This is a genomic window from Rheinheimera sp. MM224 (genome assembly GCF_947090785.1).
In the GTDB taxonomy this organism is placed as follows: Bacteria; Pseudomonadota; Gammaproteobacteria; order Enterobacterales; family Alteromonadaceae; genus Pararheinheimera.
On the sequence record NZ_OX352320.1, the window covers coordinates 514,810 to 531,087 of the forward strand.

Consider the following 16,278-nt stretch of genomic DNA (forward strand, 5'->3'; position numbering starts at 1 on the left):
ACTGTATTGTGAATATATCACTTCACGCAATCATTGCACTGTTTTATTCTCAAAGGCATCAAAACAGTGCATGACTTCTCTGCCCTGTTACGCTGAGCCCATAGTTAGCCAGCTAAAAGAATTCGTCGGGATTTGTTATGAGTAACTACTTCAATACATTGAATTTGCGTCAGCAGTTAAAACAGTTAGGTAAATGCCGTTTTATGGCCAAAGAAGAGTTTGCTAAAGGCTCTGACTTATTGAAAGGCTGGAAAGTGGTGATTGTAGGTTGTGGTGCTCAGGGCTTAAACCAGGGCCTGAATATGCGCGACTCAGGTCTGGATATTTCTTATGCTCTGCGCGCTGAAGCTATTGCCGCCAAACGTAAGTCGTTCCAGAACGCTTCTGACAATGGTTTTAAAGTAGGTACTTACGAAGAGTTAATCCCAACTGCAGATTTAGTATTAAACCTGACGCCGGATAAACAGCATACCAGCGTTGTTAAAGCTGTTATGCCGCTGATGAAACAAGGTGCAACTTTAGCTTATTCGCACGGTTTCAACATTGTTGAAGAAGGTACACAAATTCGTAAAGACATCACTGTAGTGATGGTGGCGCCTAAGTGCCCAGGTACTGAAGTACGTGAAGAATACAAACGTGGTTTTGGTGTGCCAACGCTGATTGCAGTGCACCCTGAAAACGACCCTAAAGGTTTAGGTTTAGAGATTGCCAAGGCTTACGCTTCTGCAACTGGTGGTGATCGTGCCGGTGTGCTTGAGTCGTCTTTTGTTGCTGAAGTGAAATCCGACTTAATGGGCGAACAGACCATTTTATGTGGCATGTTGCAAACCGGCTCTATTCTGGCGTACGACAAATTAGTGGCTGAAGGCGTAGAACCTGGTTATGCCGCCAAGTTAATCCAGTTTGGCTGGGAAACTGTGACTGAAGCTTTAAAACACGGTGGCATCACTCATATGATGGACCGTTTGTCGAACCCAGCCAAAATCAAAGCTTATGATTTAGCTGAAGAATTAAAAGTAACCTTACGCCCACTGTTTGAAAAACATATGGACGATATCATCAGCGGCGAGTTCTCCCGCACTATGATGGCCGATTGGGCCAATGATGATAAGCAGCTGTTTGGCTGGCGCGAAGAAACCCGTCAATCTGGTTTTGAGAATGCGCCTGTTTCCAGCGAACAAATTCCAGAGCAGGATTATTTCGACCGCGGCATTTTGTTTGTCGCTATGGTGAAAGCCGGTGTTGAGCTGGCATTCGAAACCATGGTTGCTGCAGGTATTGTAGAGGAATCAGCGTATTACGAGTCGTTACATGAAACACCGTTAATCGCCAATACCATAGCGCGTAAACGTTTGTATGAAATGAACGTGGTGATTTCTGACACTGCTGAATACGGTAACTACCTGTTTAGTAACGCTGCAGTGCCGCTGTTACGTGATTTCGTTAACAAGCTAAGCACTGAGTATGTAGGCAAGGGCTTAAGCTCTGCTGCCAATGGTGTCGACAATATTCGCCTGATTGCTGTGAACGAAGCAATCCGCCAGCACCCGGTAGAGCTGGTAGGCAAAAAGTTAAGGGGCTATATGACCGCGATGAAAAAAATCGTCGGTTGATAGCAGAGACTCATCAGTCTCACCCCAAGTACCGAGTTTTTACGTGGACCTTGGTTGTTTGCCCGGCGTTATAGCCGGGCTTTTTTTTTGCCTTCGTACTTGCAGCCGCAGCGTTGTTGACTGCGCGCACGAGCCCAAGTCACATAGTGAACTATGCTCCTTGGGACTCGATTGCTTGTCGCCTAGCTGCAACAGCAATTACTTTGGCAAAATGCTCTTCGTACTTGCAGCTTATGTTCCTGAGACTCGATTGCTTGTCGCCTGGCTGCAACAGCAATTACTTTGGCAAAGTATGCTGAACTCTATGAAAAACTCAGTGTATGCTTGCAGCAATCTTAAGGGAGAGAACAATGAAAACTATAGCTTTAGTAGCGCATGATGGGAAAAAAGCTGAATTGCTGGCGTGGGTAAAACAACATGCTGATTTTTTTCAGGATAAACAGCTGGTAGCAACGGGTACCACAGGCCGTTTACTGAATGAAGCGTTAAACAAAGAGGTGTTGTGTCTGGCCAGCGGTCCTTTGGGTGGCGACCAGCAAATAGGTGCTTTAATTGCCGAGCAAAAAATTGATTGGCTGGTGTTTTTCTGGGATCCACTGTCGTCTCAGCCTCATGATCCTGATGTCAAAGCGCTGATCCGTTTAGCTGTGGTATGGAATATTCCGGTGGCCTGTAATAAAGCCACAGCGGATTTTATTGTTACATCAAAATTAGTGGGGCAGGACTATCAGCGCACTGTGCCGGATTTCTCCAATCACAACAACAGGTTGGCTTAGTTACAGCAAGTCTTTTTATAGTTACACACTGTTGACAATAATTCCTGTTTTGGTTTAACTAACAGGCGTTATTTTTTAAAGGACAATTTCATATGGATATCCATAGTTCAGTTGCTTCACCTGAAGCGGCTTCTGCTCGTCGTTCAACTGTGCAATTTTCTGGTCGTGGTGCTGAATTTTTCGGTATCTGGATAGTCAATGTGCTGCTGACTATAGTCACGCTGGGTATCTACAGCGCATGGGCCAAGGTTCGCACTACTCAGTATTTTTATGGCCACACCAAAGTGGATGGTCATAGTTTTCGATACTTAGCCACACCCATCCAAATTCTGAAAGGCCGCATTATTGCTGTCATTATTTTTGCTTTGATTTCAGTCGTAAGTGCATTCAGCCCGCTATTTGGTTTGACGGCAGCGTTGGTGTTTTTATTTGCGCTGCCATGGTTATTAGTGCAAGGCCTGAAATTTAATCTGCGTATGACCAGCTATCGCAATGTACGTTTTGGTTTTCATGGCACTTATGGTTCGGCTTTTATCTATTACCTGTTGTTGCCATTTCTGTGTATTTTTACTTTGTATCTGGCGATGCCGTGGGCACTGAAAAAGCTGGATCATTTCGTGTTCAGCAATATCAGCTTTGGCGGTAAAAAATTTGAGGTGAATACCAAAACCTCTAACTACTTCAAAGCCTTTTTTATTGCTGTAAGTGTAGCTATTGGCTTAGGTATTGTCTGTGGTGTAACAGCTGTGGTCGCTGGTTTCTCAATGCCTGCACCTGAAGCTGGTTTCAGTCTGGCGCTAGTGCTGTTGTATGTCGGCTATTTTGCTATTTTTATGCTGGTTGGAGCTGTGTACCACGCTATGATCCGCAACCATCTGTTTAATTCAACTCTGTTACCAGAAACAGCTGAACTACATTCCAATCTGGAAACTGTGGACTTAGTCTGGGTAACAGTCACTAATATGCTGTTATTGCTTTGTACCTTAGGTTTGGCCTATGCCTGGACCAAAGTTAGAATGGCTGCTTTATTGGCTGCAGCCACAGAAGTGACGGTGTACCCGGCAGCTGACCGCCTGACTGATCCGTTACAACAGAATTCATCTGCTTTTGCCGAACAAGCAGCCGATCTGTTTGACGTTGATTTATCCCTTACCTGATGCAAAAGATCAAAGGACAATTTCAGCATGCCGCCAGCACAGAACACTGTGCTGCAGTGCTGCATTTAACCGAACAGGGGCAGGTGCTGTTGTATGCTGAGCATGATAATGCGCTGCTACTAGAAGCGACACAGGATAGTTATAAAGTGGCTGAGGTTTTGCCTGGCTTACCTGCTGAATTGTTGTTTGAGACCGGCGCTGTATTTTCGCCAGCGGATCACAAATGGCGCTGGCCTAAAAGTGGACGCCAGAATCTGACACTGAAACTGGAAACCAACAAATCGCTGATTGTGCTGTCAGTTATTGCGGTGCCCATATTGATCTGGTGGTTAACCACTGTAGGTTTGCCAAAAGCAGCCACAGCTTTAGTGCCATGGATCCCCGTCTCCGTTGAAGAAAGTATTGGCCAACAAAGTATGCAGGTGTTTGACCGTACTTTGTTGTCAGATTCTGAACTTAGCCCTGAGTTACAACAGTCTATTCGCAGCCAGTGGCAAACTGCTGTTGATCAGTTGCAGCTAAACAGTGGTTATCAGTACCAGTTGCATTTTCGTGCCAGTAAAAGACTGGGGGCTAATGCGTTTGCTTTACCCGGTGGCTATCTGACTATTACCGATGAGTTGGTTAAGCGTTTAGAGCAACAACCCGATGCTATTTTGGCGGTGTTACTGCACGAAGTAGGGCATGTTGAACATAGGCACGGTATGAAGCTGGCGGCACAAGCAACCGCCAGTACTATAGTGATGTCGGTATTGTTCAGTGATCTTGAAGGTATTACTGAAGCAGTATTGGGTACCGGCACCTCACTGGTTCAATCTGCATTTTCCAGAGATATGGAGCGTCAGGCTGATTACTTCTCTACTCAATCATTGTTAAAGCTGAACAAGTCGCCGCAGGCTTTTGCCGAGGCAATGCAGGCTTTGACCAAAGGTCAGCCAAAAGAGGAGTTGTTACCCTGGTTGGAGTATTTAAACTCGCATCCGAATACCAAAGAGCGGATAGAAAAGGCTACGCAACAAGCGCAGCCTTAAGGTTATTAGCTCAACTCTAACTAAAGCGGTTTAAAAACCGCTTAATACCAGTTTGCCAATGGCTTGTTGGCTTTCGAGCAACTGGTGGGCCTTGCGCAGGTTTTCGGCGTTAATTTTGCCGAAGTCTGAGTTCAGGGTCGTTTTTAACTTGCCTGCGTCAACCATATCCGCAACCTGTTGTAATAGCTGCTGTTGAGCAATCATATCGTCGGTTTGATACAAAGAACGGGTAAACATCAGCTCCCAGTGTAGCGACAGACTTTTACGTTTCAGTTGGCGTATATCAATAGGCTCCGGATCGTCTATCAGTGCCAGTTTGCCCTGGGGTTTAATCAGCTCCAGTATGTCGTTAAAGTGGTGGTCGGTATGAGTCAGACTGATGACATAATCCACTTCAGGCAAACCTAGTGTTTTAAGCTGTGCTGCCATAGGTTTTTTATGATCCAGCACTAAATCTGCACCCAAAGTTTTTACCCATTCGGAGGTCTCTGGTCTTGAGGCTGTACCAATCACCTTTAATTGAGTTTTTTGTCGCGCCAGTTGCAATAGCACCGAACCTACGCCGCCCGCGGCGCCAATCACCAGCAGAGATTTACCTTTGCTGTTGTGCTCATTCAGTTCAAGCCGGTCAAATAACAGCTCCCATGCTGTGATGGCCGTTAAAGGTAAAGCTGCTGCTTCGGTGAAACTTAAGCTTTTTGGCTTGTGGCTGACAATACGCTGATCCACCAGCTGAAACTCGCTGTTCGAGCCAGGCTTATCAATAGCACCGGCATACCAGACTTCATCGCCTGCTTTAAAACCAGTGACTGCACTGCCCACTGCTACCACAACACCTGCGGCGTCCCAGCCTAATACTCTTTGCTGGCCCTGAGTGTCGGCATTACGGCGAATTTTCGTATCGACCGGATTGACTGAAACGGCTTGTACTGCAACCAGCAGATCGTTTTCGCCTGGTGTTGGGGTTGGCAGCTCTGTGTCGTATAAAGACTGTAAATCTGTGGCTGGTAAATTCTGGCTATAGACTATGGCTTTCATCTGGATGCTCCATTGGGTTGATGTTGTTAGTTTAAGGGGGCGGACTATTTAGAAAAATATGCTAGATTTGGATTCAGTTTCAAAAATAATTTGATAATGATGCTTAGAACCGACGATTTACAACTTTTTGTGCTGACAGCTGATTTAGGTTCTATTTCTGCTGCCGCGCGTGAGCTGGATCTTTCGCCTGCACTGGCCAGTGTGGCTTTAAAACGCCTGGAACAGCAGCTGAATACTCAACTAATTTTACGTTCTACCCGCAGTTTAAGGCTCACCACAGCAGGTATGGCCTACCTGGATTATGCCCGCCAGGCGATCCAGTTGCTGGGGCAAGGCCAGCAATTATTGCAGCTAGGCAAAGAGCAGTTATCCGGCGAACTGACCTTATCTATGCCTTCAGATTTTGGTCGTAATAGCATGGCCGTATGGCTGGCGGAGTTTCAACAGCAGCACCCCAAATTGCAGCTGAAAATTCGGGTCAGTGACCGGTTGGCTGATTTAGGTCGTCAGCCTGTTGATTTGGCTCTGCGTTATGGCGAACCTAAAGACTCGCAGCTGATTGCTATGCCTTTAGTGCCGGACAATCATAGGGTGCTTTGTGCGTCTCCTGACTATATTCGCCGTTGTGGCGCACCAAAGCGACCACAAGACATTAGCTCGCATCAGGTATTACAGCTGGTGTTGGGTGAGGCTGTGCATAGCAAATGGCAGTTCTGGCTGGATGGGCAATTGCAACAGGTGCAGGTACGTGGTGTTTTAGTGGCAGACGACGGTGATGTGGTGCGGCGCTGGGCTGTGGCAGGTTTAGGTATTGCCTATAAGTCACGTTTGGATATTCTGTCTGACTTACGCTCTGGTGCTTTGGTGAAGTTGTTACCTGAATACAAAACTGAGCAAGCGCCCTTGTATTTATTGGCGGTGCAAAGGTTGTCTTCATCTCCTGTACTTAAAGCTTTATCTGAGTTTTTGCTACAAAAGTTGCGGCAGCATTGGCATGGGTAGAGAGTGGCAAGATTAAAAAATAAAGGATGAGAACAGATGGCATGGTTAAACAATGAGGTTTTAGAAGGCGAATTTGTCCGGTTGGAACCTATGGCGTTGTCGCATATAGCAGATTTGCAGCAAGCCGTTGCTGATGGTGAAAGCTGGAAACTCTGGTATGCCATGGTGCCTACAGTGGAAGAAATGCCAGCTTATATACAAGAGGCTTTAGCCAGCAAGGCTCAAGGGGATTCACCTTATGTGGTACGCTGTAAAACCACAGGCCAGATTGTTGGCACCAGTCGTTATTATATGGTCGATGCGCGGAGCAGAAGAGCTTTAATTGGTTACACCTGGTATGCCGAATCTGTACGACGCACAGCTATCAATACAGAAACTAAGCTTTTGTTATTAAGTAATTTATTTGAAAATCACCAAGCCATAGCAGTAGAGTTTCGCACCCACTTTTTTAATCACACCTCACGCAAAGCTATAGAACGTTTAGGCGCCAAAATGGACGGTATCTTGCGTCAGCATATGATTTTAAAAGACGGCTCAGTACGCGACACTGTGGTCTATTCCATCATCGCCTGCGAATGGCCGACGGTAAGACGGCATTTATTGTCGAAATTAGGCCGGGATTAAGGCGTCAAAAGTAGGATGCAATCGCCACGAAGTGGCATTGCATCATTAACATCTGATCAAAACATCAGCCCCGATAACTCTCTTAAATACAAAGGCGTAGCCGGATGTTGGCTTAATTCAAAAAACAAAAAAGCCGTCAGGAAGATACTGACTAAAGAACCCCAGAACCAGTGGTGTTTAGGTTTATCATGCTCTTTGTGCTGTAAGTACTTTTTCAGCAAATAGCTGCTTAATGCCGCCAACACCACTGAGCCTGCCAGCAAGCTGTAAAACAAGGTCAGGTTGGTTCCTTTGAGCTGCCAGGCTACACCAGCCAGAATACCTGGCAGGAAATAAGCGATGGGCCACAATACACAAGCCAGGGTTGCCGCAGGGAAATAACGGGATGGTGGTAACTGCAACATACCAGCTAACAAAGGCAATAAAGGTCGGCTTGGTCCAATAAAACGCCCTGCAACTATCGCCAGCCATACATTGTTTTCCAAAGCACTGCTTACTTTATCCAGCTCTTTTTGCTGACGGGATAACCAGTTCCAGCTTTCTAACTGAGGTCTGAATTTGCGTCCAGCCAGATAAGACATTGAATCTCCAACTAAGCCTGCAGCCGCAGCCACCATGCACGCAGTCCAGAAGCCCATTTGTTCTGCACCAATCAGCACACCAAAACTAAACATCAGCGCTGTACCTGGCACCAACAAGCCCAATACGGCCACTGACTCAGCAAATGTCAGTAAAAATAAAATCAGCAGGGCATAAGCCTGATATTCCGTCAGCAGCTGCTGTAACCATTGTTCCATCTATCACTCACACCGATTGAGAAAAGCCTTTATCAAGGCAGTATCGGGGCTGAGGCAAGCTTATTCAAGCTGCTTTGCCGCCAGAACCACAAAGACATCAGATAAATCTGTTGGTTTATGGATATGTTATATTGTATCATTTTAATCCTGACTTTATCGATTCAGCCCAATCCTTTGTAGTGACCGGACTAAAAACATCATGCCAACCACAAATTTTAAACTCTCTTTTCTTATGCTCTCTGTTGGCTTTATTGCCTCTGTTCCTGTAGCTACAGCTGAATCGGCAGAGGATATTGAGCGTATCGAAGTGCTGTATCGCCAGGCTTATCGTGGGGATATTCCGGCTCAGTCTTTACCTCAGTCAATTAGCGTCATCGACAAAAGTTTATTGCAAGACAATGCGTTAACGCGTTTTCAGGATGCTTTGGATTTTTCAGCCAGCATTTCACGGCAGAATAACGGTGGCGGTTTGTGGGATAGTTTTTCGCTGCGTGGTTTTCCGGGCAATGAAAATATGCCGTCTGGTTATTTAATTAATGGCTTTAACGGCGGCCGTGGTTTTAGTGGTCACCGTGATTTATCTAATGTTGAGTATGTGGAGATTTTAAAAGGGCCAGGTTCAGCACTTTATGGCCGTTCAGAACCTGGTGGCACTATCAATGTAGTGACCCGTAAACCACAAAAGGAGCAGGAAGGTTATCTGCAAGTCTCTACTGGTCGTTTTGATCAGCACAGAGTAGAAGCCGATTACACTAACGGTGTCAGCGACAATGTGGCGGTGCGCATCAATGGTGCAGTGCAGGACTATGGCAGCTTCCGTGATTATGTCAGCAGCAAAAAACAGGTGTTTACCCCTTCAGTACGTATTGATCTGGATGATAAATCTGCCTTGTTATACGAGTTCGAATACCTGAAACAGGAGCAGTTATTTGATCGCGGTATAGTGGTGTTAAACGGCGATTTTCATACAGTGCCACGTTCTCGTTATTTAGGTGAACCTGGTGATGGCCCCACAGAAATTGAAGCCACTGGCCATCAGTTATCTTATGAAACCAGCCTGAGTGACGACTGGTCTTTTTTAGCAGGTTTAGGTTATCGCGACTCGTCGTTAAACGGCTTTTCTTCAGATGCTGAGTTAGCAGCTGCCCGGCAGTCCTTATTTGACGATGGTAAAACCCTAACCCGCCAGCGCCGTTACCGTGATTATCAGGCTGAAGACACTTCTGTGCGTTTTGAATTAAGTGGTCACCTGAATACTGCTGGTGTAGTGCATCATCTGCTGATGGGCGCTGATGCCTATGATTATGATTTATATACCTTGTTATCACGTTTCCGTGGTCCAAAAGGCACCTACGCATTAGATATTTTTAACCCTGTGTATGGAGGCACTGCCACAGCGCCTGCGCCTTTGTATGAAAATCAGGAAAGCCAAAAAGCCTGGGGTATGTATCTGCAGGATCAAATGGATCTGACACAACACTGGAAGTTACTGCTGGGCCTGCGTTTTGACGATTATCAGCAGGATATTCAGGAGCTGCTCAAAGCCACCCGCTCGGATAAAAGCGGTACTCAAGTCAGCCCTCGTATTGGTTTGGTTTATGAAGTAAACCCGGAATTAAGCTTCTACAGTAGTTACTCGGAAGGTTTCCTGCCATTAAGCGGTACCGACTATGCGGGCAATCCTTTTGATCCAGAGTTAAGTGACTCTTATGAAATTGGTGCCAAATTTATAGCTGCTGGTGTCACCGGCACATTGGCCTTATTTGATGCGAAAAAATCCAATATTCAGACCTCAGATCCGGTTAATGTCGGTTTCTCTGCAACCTTAGGTGAAGCCACCAGCCGTGGTATTGAACTGGATTTACAAGGCCAGCTCACAGAAGAGCTCTCTGCTCAATTGTCTTACGCCTATCTGGATACACAAACCGCCAACGACATGATTAACATCGACTGGGCAGTGAATGTGCCAGCCGGCAGTCGTCTGGTGAATATTCCTAAACACAACGCCAGCCTGATGCTGACTCAGTTGTTACCGCTGGGGTCAGTCGAAAGTCGATTAGGGCTTAGGGTTAATCATGTAGCAAAACGACTAGGGGATTCAGTCGACAGCAGTTATATGCTGCCGTCCCATACTTTATTTGGCCTGTCTTGGGCTGCTGATTTAGATCAAAACTGGAAAGCACAGCTGAATGTCGACAACCTGTTTGATAAGTTTTATATCCATAACTCCTATTCGGCGCTGTGGACTGTGCCGGGTGAGCCACGCAGTTACAAAGTGAGTCTGACCTATGCATTCTGATCAAGCCTTTATCCGTAGTCGTATACAAAGCATCGATATGATGCGGGGTCTGGTGATGCTGATCATGTTGCTGGACCATGTGCGGGAGCGGTTTTTTTATCATCTGCAGGTGTCGGATCCTATGGATCTCGATATCACATCCACCAGCTTATTTTTCAGCCGTTTTGCTGCGCATTTATGTGCGCCGGTTTTTGTATTTTTAACTGGTCTTTCAGCCTGGCTTTATGCGAACCCAGCCAATGGCCCTGTGCGTTCAGCCCGTAGTTTTCTGATCAAAAGAGGCTTGTTTTTAATAGCGCTTGAATGGATAGTGTTGCCCTTTGCCTGGATGGGTTCTTACGAGACCGTCTGGTTACAGGTTATTTGGGCTATTGGCCTGAGTATGGTGGTGTTGGCACTGGTTAGTCAGTGGCCAAAAGCTATGTTGGCTTTGCTGGGTTTTGGCATCGTCTTTGGGCACAACCTGCTGACTCCTATCAATTTTCAACCGGATGAATGGGGTTATACGCTCTGGACTATTTTGCATGACCGCAATTATCTGATAAGTAGTGGCGCCATTAAAATCAAAGCCAGTTATCCGGTCTTACCCTGGATAGGCGTGATTATTCTGGGTTATCTGGCGGGGCCTTTGTACAGTAAAGCTATGTCTGCAGAGCATCGCGGCGCTTTATTGCTGCAGTTGGGAGCCAGCTGTTTAGTGTTGTTTGTGCTGCTGCGTGGTTTTAACATTTACGGTGAAACTCTGGACTGGCAACTCTATCCGGATTTGGTCACAACCCTGATGTCTATACTGAATCTGACCAAGTACCCACCTTCGCTAAATTTCCTGCTGGTAACTTTAGGTCTGATGCTTTTACTGCTGCTTGCGCTGGAAAAACAAAAAGGCAAGTGGACCCAAATACTGGTGAACTTTGGTTCAGCACCGATGTTTTTCTACATACTACATTTGTACGTGCTGCTGGTGCTGCACTGGATTTTAGTCACTTTGTTTGGGCCTAATCAGGGTGACAGGTTTGGTATGGAGCATATGGGCTGGATCTGGCTGACTAGCGTGTTGTTAGCGACAGCTTTGTATTACCCAACTAAGCAATTCTCTTTGTATAAAAAACGCAGCCAGCAGGCCTGGATACGTTATCTGTAGACAGTTGTTGTAGATTGTCAGAGCGCAGCTGCTGCGCTCTGATTTGGAACAGTCGCAGAAGCTGGCCACTGCTGCATTTCATATAAACGTGACTCGCAGCGGGCAAAAGCGAATTCCAGCTGCTTCGCCTGATACAGCTCTGAAATAGCCACAGCAGAGGTCAGCAGTAATAAGCAGCCTCTGTCATAACACTCGTCCACCAGGGCAATAAAACGCCGTGCTTCATTATCCAGCTTGCTGATATAAATATCCTGATGTTCACGCTGATAACTATCTTCCACACCATGCAAAATGGCAGTGTCCGATACAGCGCTAAATTGAGGTACATCCAACACTGCTATAGCTTGGTAGCGGCTTGCCAGCTGCATATAATCCAGCTGACTGCGTGGGCCCGAGCAGAGCGCCATAAAATCAAAACCTATGATTTTTTCGTTACTCCATAAAGCCGGAAAACAGCGACCCAACAATTCAAAGTCGGGCAGGGGCTGCACTTCACCAAACAGCTGCTCTGCCTGCTGTTTTAGCTCTGCTTCAGTACCAGCTTGTTGGTAATAACGCATAGGGCTTTGCTTTAAGCGCCTGTAATCTATGCCGTGATCCAGAGTCACAACCTTACAATGCTGGCGCAGCAGTTCAATAGTGGGTAAAAAGCGCTGACGTTGCAGGCCGTTTTTATACAGCTCTTCTGGCACCGCATTGGAGGTGGTGACCAGCACCACGCCACACTGAAACAAGTAACGCCATAAGGTGCCAAGCAACATAGCGTCGCCTATGTCGTTGACAAAAAATTCGTCAAAACACAACACTTTGTACTGTTGAGCCCAGTCTTGGGCGATTTGCAATAAAGGGTCGGCTTCGCCCTGATGCTGCTTGAGCTCCTGATGCACCCGCGCCATAAAATGATGAAAATGCAGTCGGATTTTGGCATCACTGGGTAACTGCTGATAAAACAAATCCATCAGCATGGTTTTGCCACGACCGACAGGGCCATGCAGATACAAACCCAAAGTTGGCATGCCGGAACACAACTGATCCGCTATCTGCTGCAGCGCCAATACCGCCTGATATTGTGGCTCGTCATACAACAACAGGCCCTGTTGGACCTGTTGCTGATAAAGCGAGGTTAAAGAGTCAGAACTCAATCTGTTGGACCCGCAGGCACATAACGTTTTAACCAACTGGTGAATTCGTTAAACCAGAAAATGGAGTTGTTAGGTTTTAAAATCCAGTGGTTTTCATTTGGGAAATATACCAAACGTGCATCTATGCCTTTGCCTTTATAGACACCATAGATTTCCAGACCCTGGGTCACGGGCACACGGTAATCCTGTTCACCATGCATAATCAGCATAGGAGTAACAAACTTATCGGCAAACAGAGCAGGGTTCCATTGCTGCATGATCTCTAACCCGCTCCATGGCGAGCCGCCATACGCATTTACTCTGTGTGTGGTCGAGTCTGAGGCAAACTGTCCCATCAGGTTATACACACCAGCATGGTTAATCAGCGCTTTATACCGTTCGGTATGACCGGCAATCCAGCTCACCAGATAACCACCATAACTGCCGCCAGCAGCTGCTAAACGGGTGGAATCAATAAAACCACGCGACAGCATGTAGTCCACAGCCGCTTCACTGTCCATAAAAGGTTTAACCGGATGTTCACCATGAATAGATTCAGCAAAAGCCTGGCCAAAACTAGTCGAGCCATGGAAGTTTGGCTGGATCACCACATAACCTGCAGCGGCAAATACCTGTGAGTTCCAGCGGTAACTAAAGCTATCGCCCGAGTAGCTGTGAGGACCACCATGTAATACATTCAGCAAAGGCCATTTTTTTGTCGGGTCAAAGTTTGGCGGATAAGTAATGTATGCCTGTACCAGTTTGCCATCAGCACCTGCAAAGCTGACATCTTCAGTTTTGCCCCAACTAATGCTTTGCTGCAGTTCCTGATTTAACCGGCTGAGCTGCTTTAAAGTGCGGCCTTTATTATCCAGACTATAAAGTTCCGGCATCTGCTTCATGCTGTGCTGCACCAAATAAATTTGTTGCTGTTGGCCAATCTGCAGCTGACTGATATCAGCCTGACGCAAAATTTGTTTCACCGTGCCACCAGCTAAAGGCATGCTGTATAAAGCAGATTTCGCTTTGTCGGCTGCTTGAAAATACAAAGTACCGTTGTTGCCAAATTCCCAGTCATCGACCGAAATATCCCAATCCTGAGTCAGGTTGGTTTTTTGCTGGGGTTTAAAATCAAAGCGGATCAGCTGGTTATTATCCGAGGTAAAAAAGGTACTGCGCTGTGCGCCATAGACCAGGCTTTTACCATCAGGGCTGAATTTCGGGTTGCTGTCAGTGGCGGGATTGTCTGCAGTGATATTCACAAACTGGCCTGAGCCGTCAGTTTTAATAATCAAAATATCGTGATTGATCTGATCAAAAGGCGGCGGGCTGGTCACTGCACTGACCGCAATCTGGCGGCCATCCACAGAGATATCAAATTCAGCATCACCATTTAAACTAAACCAGCGATCCCAGCCCGGAGTTAAATCGGCAATTTCGCCGGTGTGAATATTTATACTGAATAAATGCGGATAGCTGTCATCGGTTAACCAGTGATCCCAGAAACGATAGACTCTGTCTTCAGTCACCCGTGCTGTGACTTTATTGTCTTTCTTCTGCTTTAGTTGCTCAGCTAAAGCGGCAAAGTCACCATTAAACCCTTTAGGTACATTGGCTAAAAACAAAATACGTTGGCCATCCGGAAACCATTTTGGCTGCTGCACAGCAACAGGTAGTTTGGTTAAGGCTTTGGCTTCACCGCCCGTTAAAGGTAATAAAAACAACTGATTGGTTTCATTGCCGCGTTTGGATAAAAACACCAGCTGACGACCATCAGGGCTCCAGGCTGGCGAGCTGTCTGAATCCGGATGCTGGGTTAAAGCCGTTAATTGCTGGGTACGTAAATCCAGAATATGGATATCCGCATTGCCTTTATCGGCGTTCAGATCATAACGGGTAACAGTGAGCGCCAACTGTTGGCCACCAGGCGATAAAGTCATGGCGCCGGGGCGCGCAACTTGCCATAAATGCTGAGCTGTTAAAGGTTCAGTTGCGGCCTGAGCAGTTCCTGCCGCCACAATCATGATCAGGGCTGAGAGACTAAATTTCATAAACACTCGCGTTTGTTCAGTCAAAGCAATAAGTTGACGCTAGCATAGGCCAGTAGAGTCATAAATAAAACCCTGACGAGTGGAGGGACATTCAGGACTAAGCTGAAGTTGTGGAGCTGCGCGCAGCAAAAAAGCTGCTTCAGTTCTGCCCAGAGCTATACTTAAAAGGCCTTAAGTAAAACCGGAGGTCGTTATGTTCAGCCGAGAATTCTGGCAAACCTTTGTACAACTCTTAAGTTTTAATGGTTATATCCTGCCGGAAGAGTTGCATCATTATCCTTCTGAAGAAGCAGTGAAACAGGATCCATAGGGAGCTTTATGCTCCCTGTTTCTTCTGCCGAATGAGTGATTCAACAAGTCGCAGCTAAATCTGCTGTTTGTGTTAAATAGAGTCTGATATGGAGCTTTTCTGGTTTTTCCTCTTGGTGCAATCTTACACCTGACAATTTGGCCAGATACTGACTAAACACCCAAAAAGGTTCGGCATGGTTTTCTTCTGATTTAGCTTCTTTTTGCCATGGATATAACAAGATCCAGTTGAGTTGCAGCTGAGTTCCTTGCTGTTCAGTGCTCAAGCTAAGTTCAGGTGTGCGGCTTAGGCTATGGTTTAGCAAATAGCAGCTTAAAGCGCAGCACAATAGTTCCAGTACTTGAGGGGGCAGTGAACAGGCCAGCAAAGGCGAAATAGTAGATGAAATTTTCGGAGAGGCTTTTAATAAAATAGAGGCCTGATAAGCGCCACGTTCTGCCAGATCAATCACTTTGCTTGTCGTCTGTGGTTTCGCCTGCACGCCCGTCAGCTTTTCCAGCATTCCTGATAATACTGCCCAACACAAGCTGTGTTGTTTGAGTTGCTGCAGGGCAGGTTTAAGCAAAGGCAAGGTTAGTTTATGCTCAGGCTGGAGCAGCCTGCTGTACATCAGTTGCAACTGTTGTTGGCTCTGCTGCATTTGCTGTTGCAACATTTGCATTAAATTGGCCAATAAATCAGAGAGTTGAGGCAAGTTATAGTGAGATTGCTGTAACGACAACATCAGCTGGTGATTGTAGTTTTTTTCTTCCTGTAACTGCTGCTGCAATTCAATGTTTTGATCAAATAACGCCAAATCGCCTTCAATGGCTTCTTTAAAGAGTTGAAGCAACTGAGTGTGTTGCTCGTCCATCGGCCTGTTGAAATAATCCAGAATACAAATGGTGCCAAACAGATGGCCATCGGGCCAATACAGCGGATAACCATGATAAAACACCAGGCCTAAAACTGCTGTTGGGTTGTCATGCATTTCAGGCACTTGAGTCGCATCCGCTATATGCAAAGGTTTTTGCGTACGCAGCACATTGGCGCAATAGGAGTTCAGCTGCAGCGGCATACTTTGACTGGCAAAAAACGGGTGTTTTCCATTGCTGTTGGTTACCTGCAACACCAACTGGCTGCCATCCATCCTGTTGATCAAAGCACAAGGTACATCGGCCTGACGAGCTAATAAATCTATCATCAGTTGCCAGTGGCTGACAAAATGATCCAGTGTCAGCACTTGACCTGTTTGCGCAGTGGAATCCGTTGTCTGCATGAACCTAACTCTGCTATCTGTTTGTTCTGTTTAGTATAAAGGCAATATTAGACTTTTGTC

Annotated in this window: 13 protein-coding genes; 8 read left to right on the top strand and 5 right to left on the bottom strand. The window is 46.3% G+C overall.

Annotated features, from left to right (window positions below):
• Window positions 1-137: 137 nt before the first annotated feature.
• The 4 genes from ilvC (at window position 138) to OM978_RS02540 (ending at window position 4,577) form a co-directional block, all read left to right on the top strand.
• Window positions 138-1,613, top strand: a complete 1,476-nt coding sequence (gene ilvC, locus OM978_RS02525; protein ID WP_053425830.1) for a ketol-acid reductoisomerase — start codon at window positions 138-140, stop codon at window positions 1,611-1,613.
• A gap of 350 nt (window positions 1,614-1,963) precedes the next feature.
• The gene (locus OM978_RS02530; protein WP_264345321.1) at window positions 1,964-2,389 is read left to right on the top strand and encodes a methylglyoxal synthase; all 426 of its coding nucleotides are present in this window, start codon (window positions 1,964-1,966) and stop codon (window positions 2,387-2,389) included.
• Window positions 2,390-2,481: 92 nt separating this feature from the next.
• A complete protein-coding gene (locus OM978_RS02535) occupies window positions 2,482-3,546 on the top strand; it encodes a YjgN family protein (protein ID WP_264345323.1) in 1,065 nt (354 codons plus the stop codon).
• On the top strand, window positions 3,546-4,577 hold the full coding sequence (locus tag OM978_RS02540; protein WP_264345325.1) for a M48 family metallopeptidase: 1,032 nt from the start codon (window positions 3,546-3,548) through the stop codon (window positions 4,575-4,577). The genes OM978_RS02535 and OM978_RS02540 overlap by 1 nt, the downstream gene beginning before the upstream one ends.
• Before the next feature lie 30 nt (window positions 4,578-4,607).
• On the opposite strand, the gene OM978_RS02545 is transcribed toward OM978_RS02540, so the two are convergent.
• Window positions 4,608-5,615 carry a zinc-binding alcohol dehydrogenase family protein gene (locus OM978_RS02545; RefSeq protein ID WP_264345327.1) on the bottom strand — a complete coding sequence of 336 codons (1,008 nt, stop codon included), beginning with the start codon at window positions 5,613-5,615 and terminating at the stop codon, window positions 4,608-4,610.
• Between the two features lie 96 nt (window positions 5,616-5,711).
• On the opposite strand from OM978_RS02545, the gene OM978_RS02550 reads away from it, so the two are divergent.
• Together OM978_RS02550 and OM978_RS02555 are read left to right on the top strand one after the other, a co-directional pair.
• Complete coding sequence (locus OM978_RS02550; protein ID WP_264345329.1) at window positions 5,712-6,617, top strand: LysR family transcriptional regulator; 906 nt, start codon at window positions 5,712-5,714, stop codon at window positions 6,615-6,617.
• Window positions 6,618-6,653: 36 nt separating this feature from the next.
• Window positions 6,654-7,241 carry a GNAT family N-acetyltransferase gene (locus OM978_RS02555; RefSeq protein ID WP_264345331.1) on the top strand — a complete coding sequence of 196 codons (588 nt, stop codon included), beginning with the start codon at window positions 6,654-6,656 and terminating at the stop codon, window positions 7,239-7,241.
• Between the two features lie 56 nt (window positions 7,242-7,297).
• Here OM978_RS02555 and OM978_RS02560 read toward each other — a convergent pair whose 3' ends face one another.
• Window positions 7,298-8,038 (bottom strand): DedA family protein, encoded by a 741-nt coding sequence (locus OM978_RS02560; protein ID WP_264345333.1) that lies wholly within the window; start codon window positions 8,036-8,038, stop codon window positions 7,298-7,300.
• Window positions 8,039-8,237: 199 nt separating this feature from the next.
• Between OM978_RS02560 and OM978_RS02565 the strand changes: the two genes are divergently transcribed.
• Together OM978_RS02565 and OM978_RS02570 are read left to right on the top strand one after the other, a co-directional pair.
• A complete protein-coding gene (locus tag OM978_RS02565) occupies window positions 8,238-10,337 on the top strand; it encodes a TonB-dependent siderophore receptor (RefSeq protein ID WP_264345335.1) in 2,100 nt (699 codons plus the stop codon).
• Complete coding sequence (locus OM978_RS02570) at window positions 10,327-11,478, top strand: DUF1624 domain-containing protein (RefSeq protein WP_264345337.1); 1,152 nt, start codon at window positions 10,327-10,329, stop codon at window positions 11,476-11,478. Before OM978_RS02565 ends, OM978_RS02570 begins: the two co-directional genes overlap by 11 nt.
• Window positions 11,479-11,495: 17 nt before the next feature.
• On the opposite strand, the gene zapE is transcribed toward OM978_RS02570, so the two are convergent.
• The 3 genes from zapE to OM978_RS02585 form a co-directional block, all read right to left on the bottom strand.
• Entirely contained in the window at window positions 11,496-12,620 is a 1,125-nt protein-coding gene (gene zapE / locus OM978_RS02575; protein WP_264345340.1) for a cell division protein ZapE, read from the bottom strand.
• Window positions 12,617-14,650 carry an alpha/beta hydrolase family protein gene (locus OM978_RS02580; protein ID WP_264345342.1) on the bottom strand — a complete coding sequence of 678 codons (2,034 nt, stop codon included), beginning with the start codon at window positions 14,648-14,650 and terminating at the stop codon, window positions 12,617-12,619. The genes zapE and OM978_RS02580 overlap by 4 nt, the downstream gene beginning before the upstream one ends.
• A 350-nt stretch (window positions 14,651-15,000) precedes the next feature.
• The gene (locus OM978_RS02585) at window positions 15,001-16,218 is read right to left on the bottom strand and encodes a GAF domain-containing protein (RefSeq protein ID WP_264345344.1); all 1,218 of its coding nucleotides are present in this window, start codon (window positions 16,216-16,218) and stop codon (window positions 15,001-15,003) included.
• Window positions 16,219-16,278: the final 60 nt, after the last annotated feature.

Bases quoted from the DNA above. Each gene is read 5' to 3' on its own strand.
- ilvC (WP_053425830.1), top strand. From the start codon at position 138: ATGAGTAACTACTTCAATACATTGAATTTGCGTCAGCAGTTAAAACAG.
- OM978_RS02530 (WP_264345321.1), top strand. From the start codon at position 1,964: ATGAAAACTATAGCTTTAGTAGCGCATGATGGGAAAAAAGCTGAATTG.
- OM978_RS02535 (WP_264345323.1), top strand. From the start codon at position 2,482: ATGGATATCCATAGTTCAGTTGCTTCACCTGAAGCGGCTTCTGCTCGT.
- OM978_RS02540 (WP_264345325.1), top strand. From the start codon at position 3,546: ATGCAAAAGATCAAAGGACAATTTCAGCATGCCGCCAGCACAGAACAC.
- OM978_RS02545 (WP_264345327.1), bottom strand. From the start codon at position 5,615: ATGAAAGCCATAGTCTATAGCCAGAATTTACCAGCCACAGATTTACAG.
- OM978_RS02550 (WP_264345329.1), top strand. From the start codon at position 5,712: ATGATGCTTAGAACCGACGATTTACAACTTTTTGTGCTGACAGCTGAT.
- OM978_RS02555 (WP_264345331.1), top strand. From the start codon at position 6,654: ATGGCATGGTTAAACAATGAGGTTTTAGAAGGCGAATTTGTCCGGTTG.
- OM978_RS02560 (WP_264345333.1), bottom strand. From the start codon at position 8,038: ATGGAACAATGGTTACAGCAGCTGCTGACGGAATATCAGGCTTATGCC.
- OM978_RS02565 (WP_264345335.1), top strand. From the start codon at position 8,238: ATGCCAACCACAAATTTTAAACTCTCTTTTCTTATGCTCTCTGTTGGC.
- OM978_RS02570 (WP_264345337.1), top strand. From the start codon at position 10,327: ATGCATTCTGATCAAGCCTTTATCCGTAGTCGTATACAAAGCATCGAT.
- OM978_RS02580 (WP_264345342.1), bottom strand. From the start codon at position 14,650: ATGAAATTTAGTCTCTCAGCCCTGATCATGATTGTGGCGGCAGGAACT.
- OM978_RS02585 (WP_264345344.1), bottom strand. From the start codon at position 16,218: ATGCAGACAACGGATTCCACTGCGCAAACAGGTCAAGTGCTGACACTG.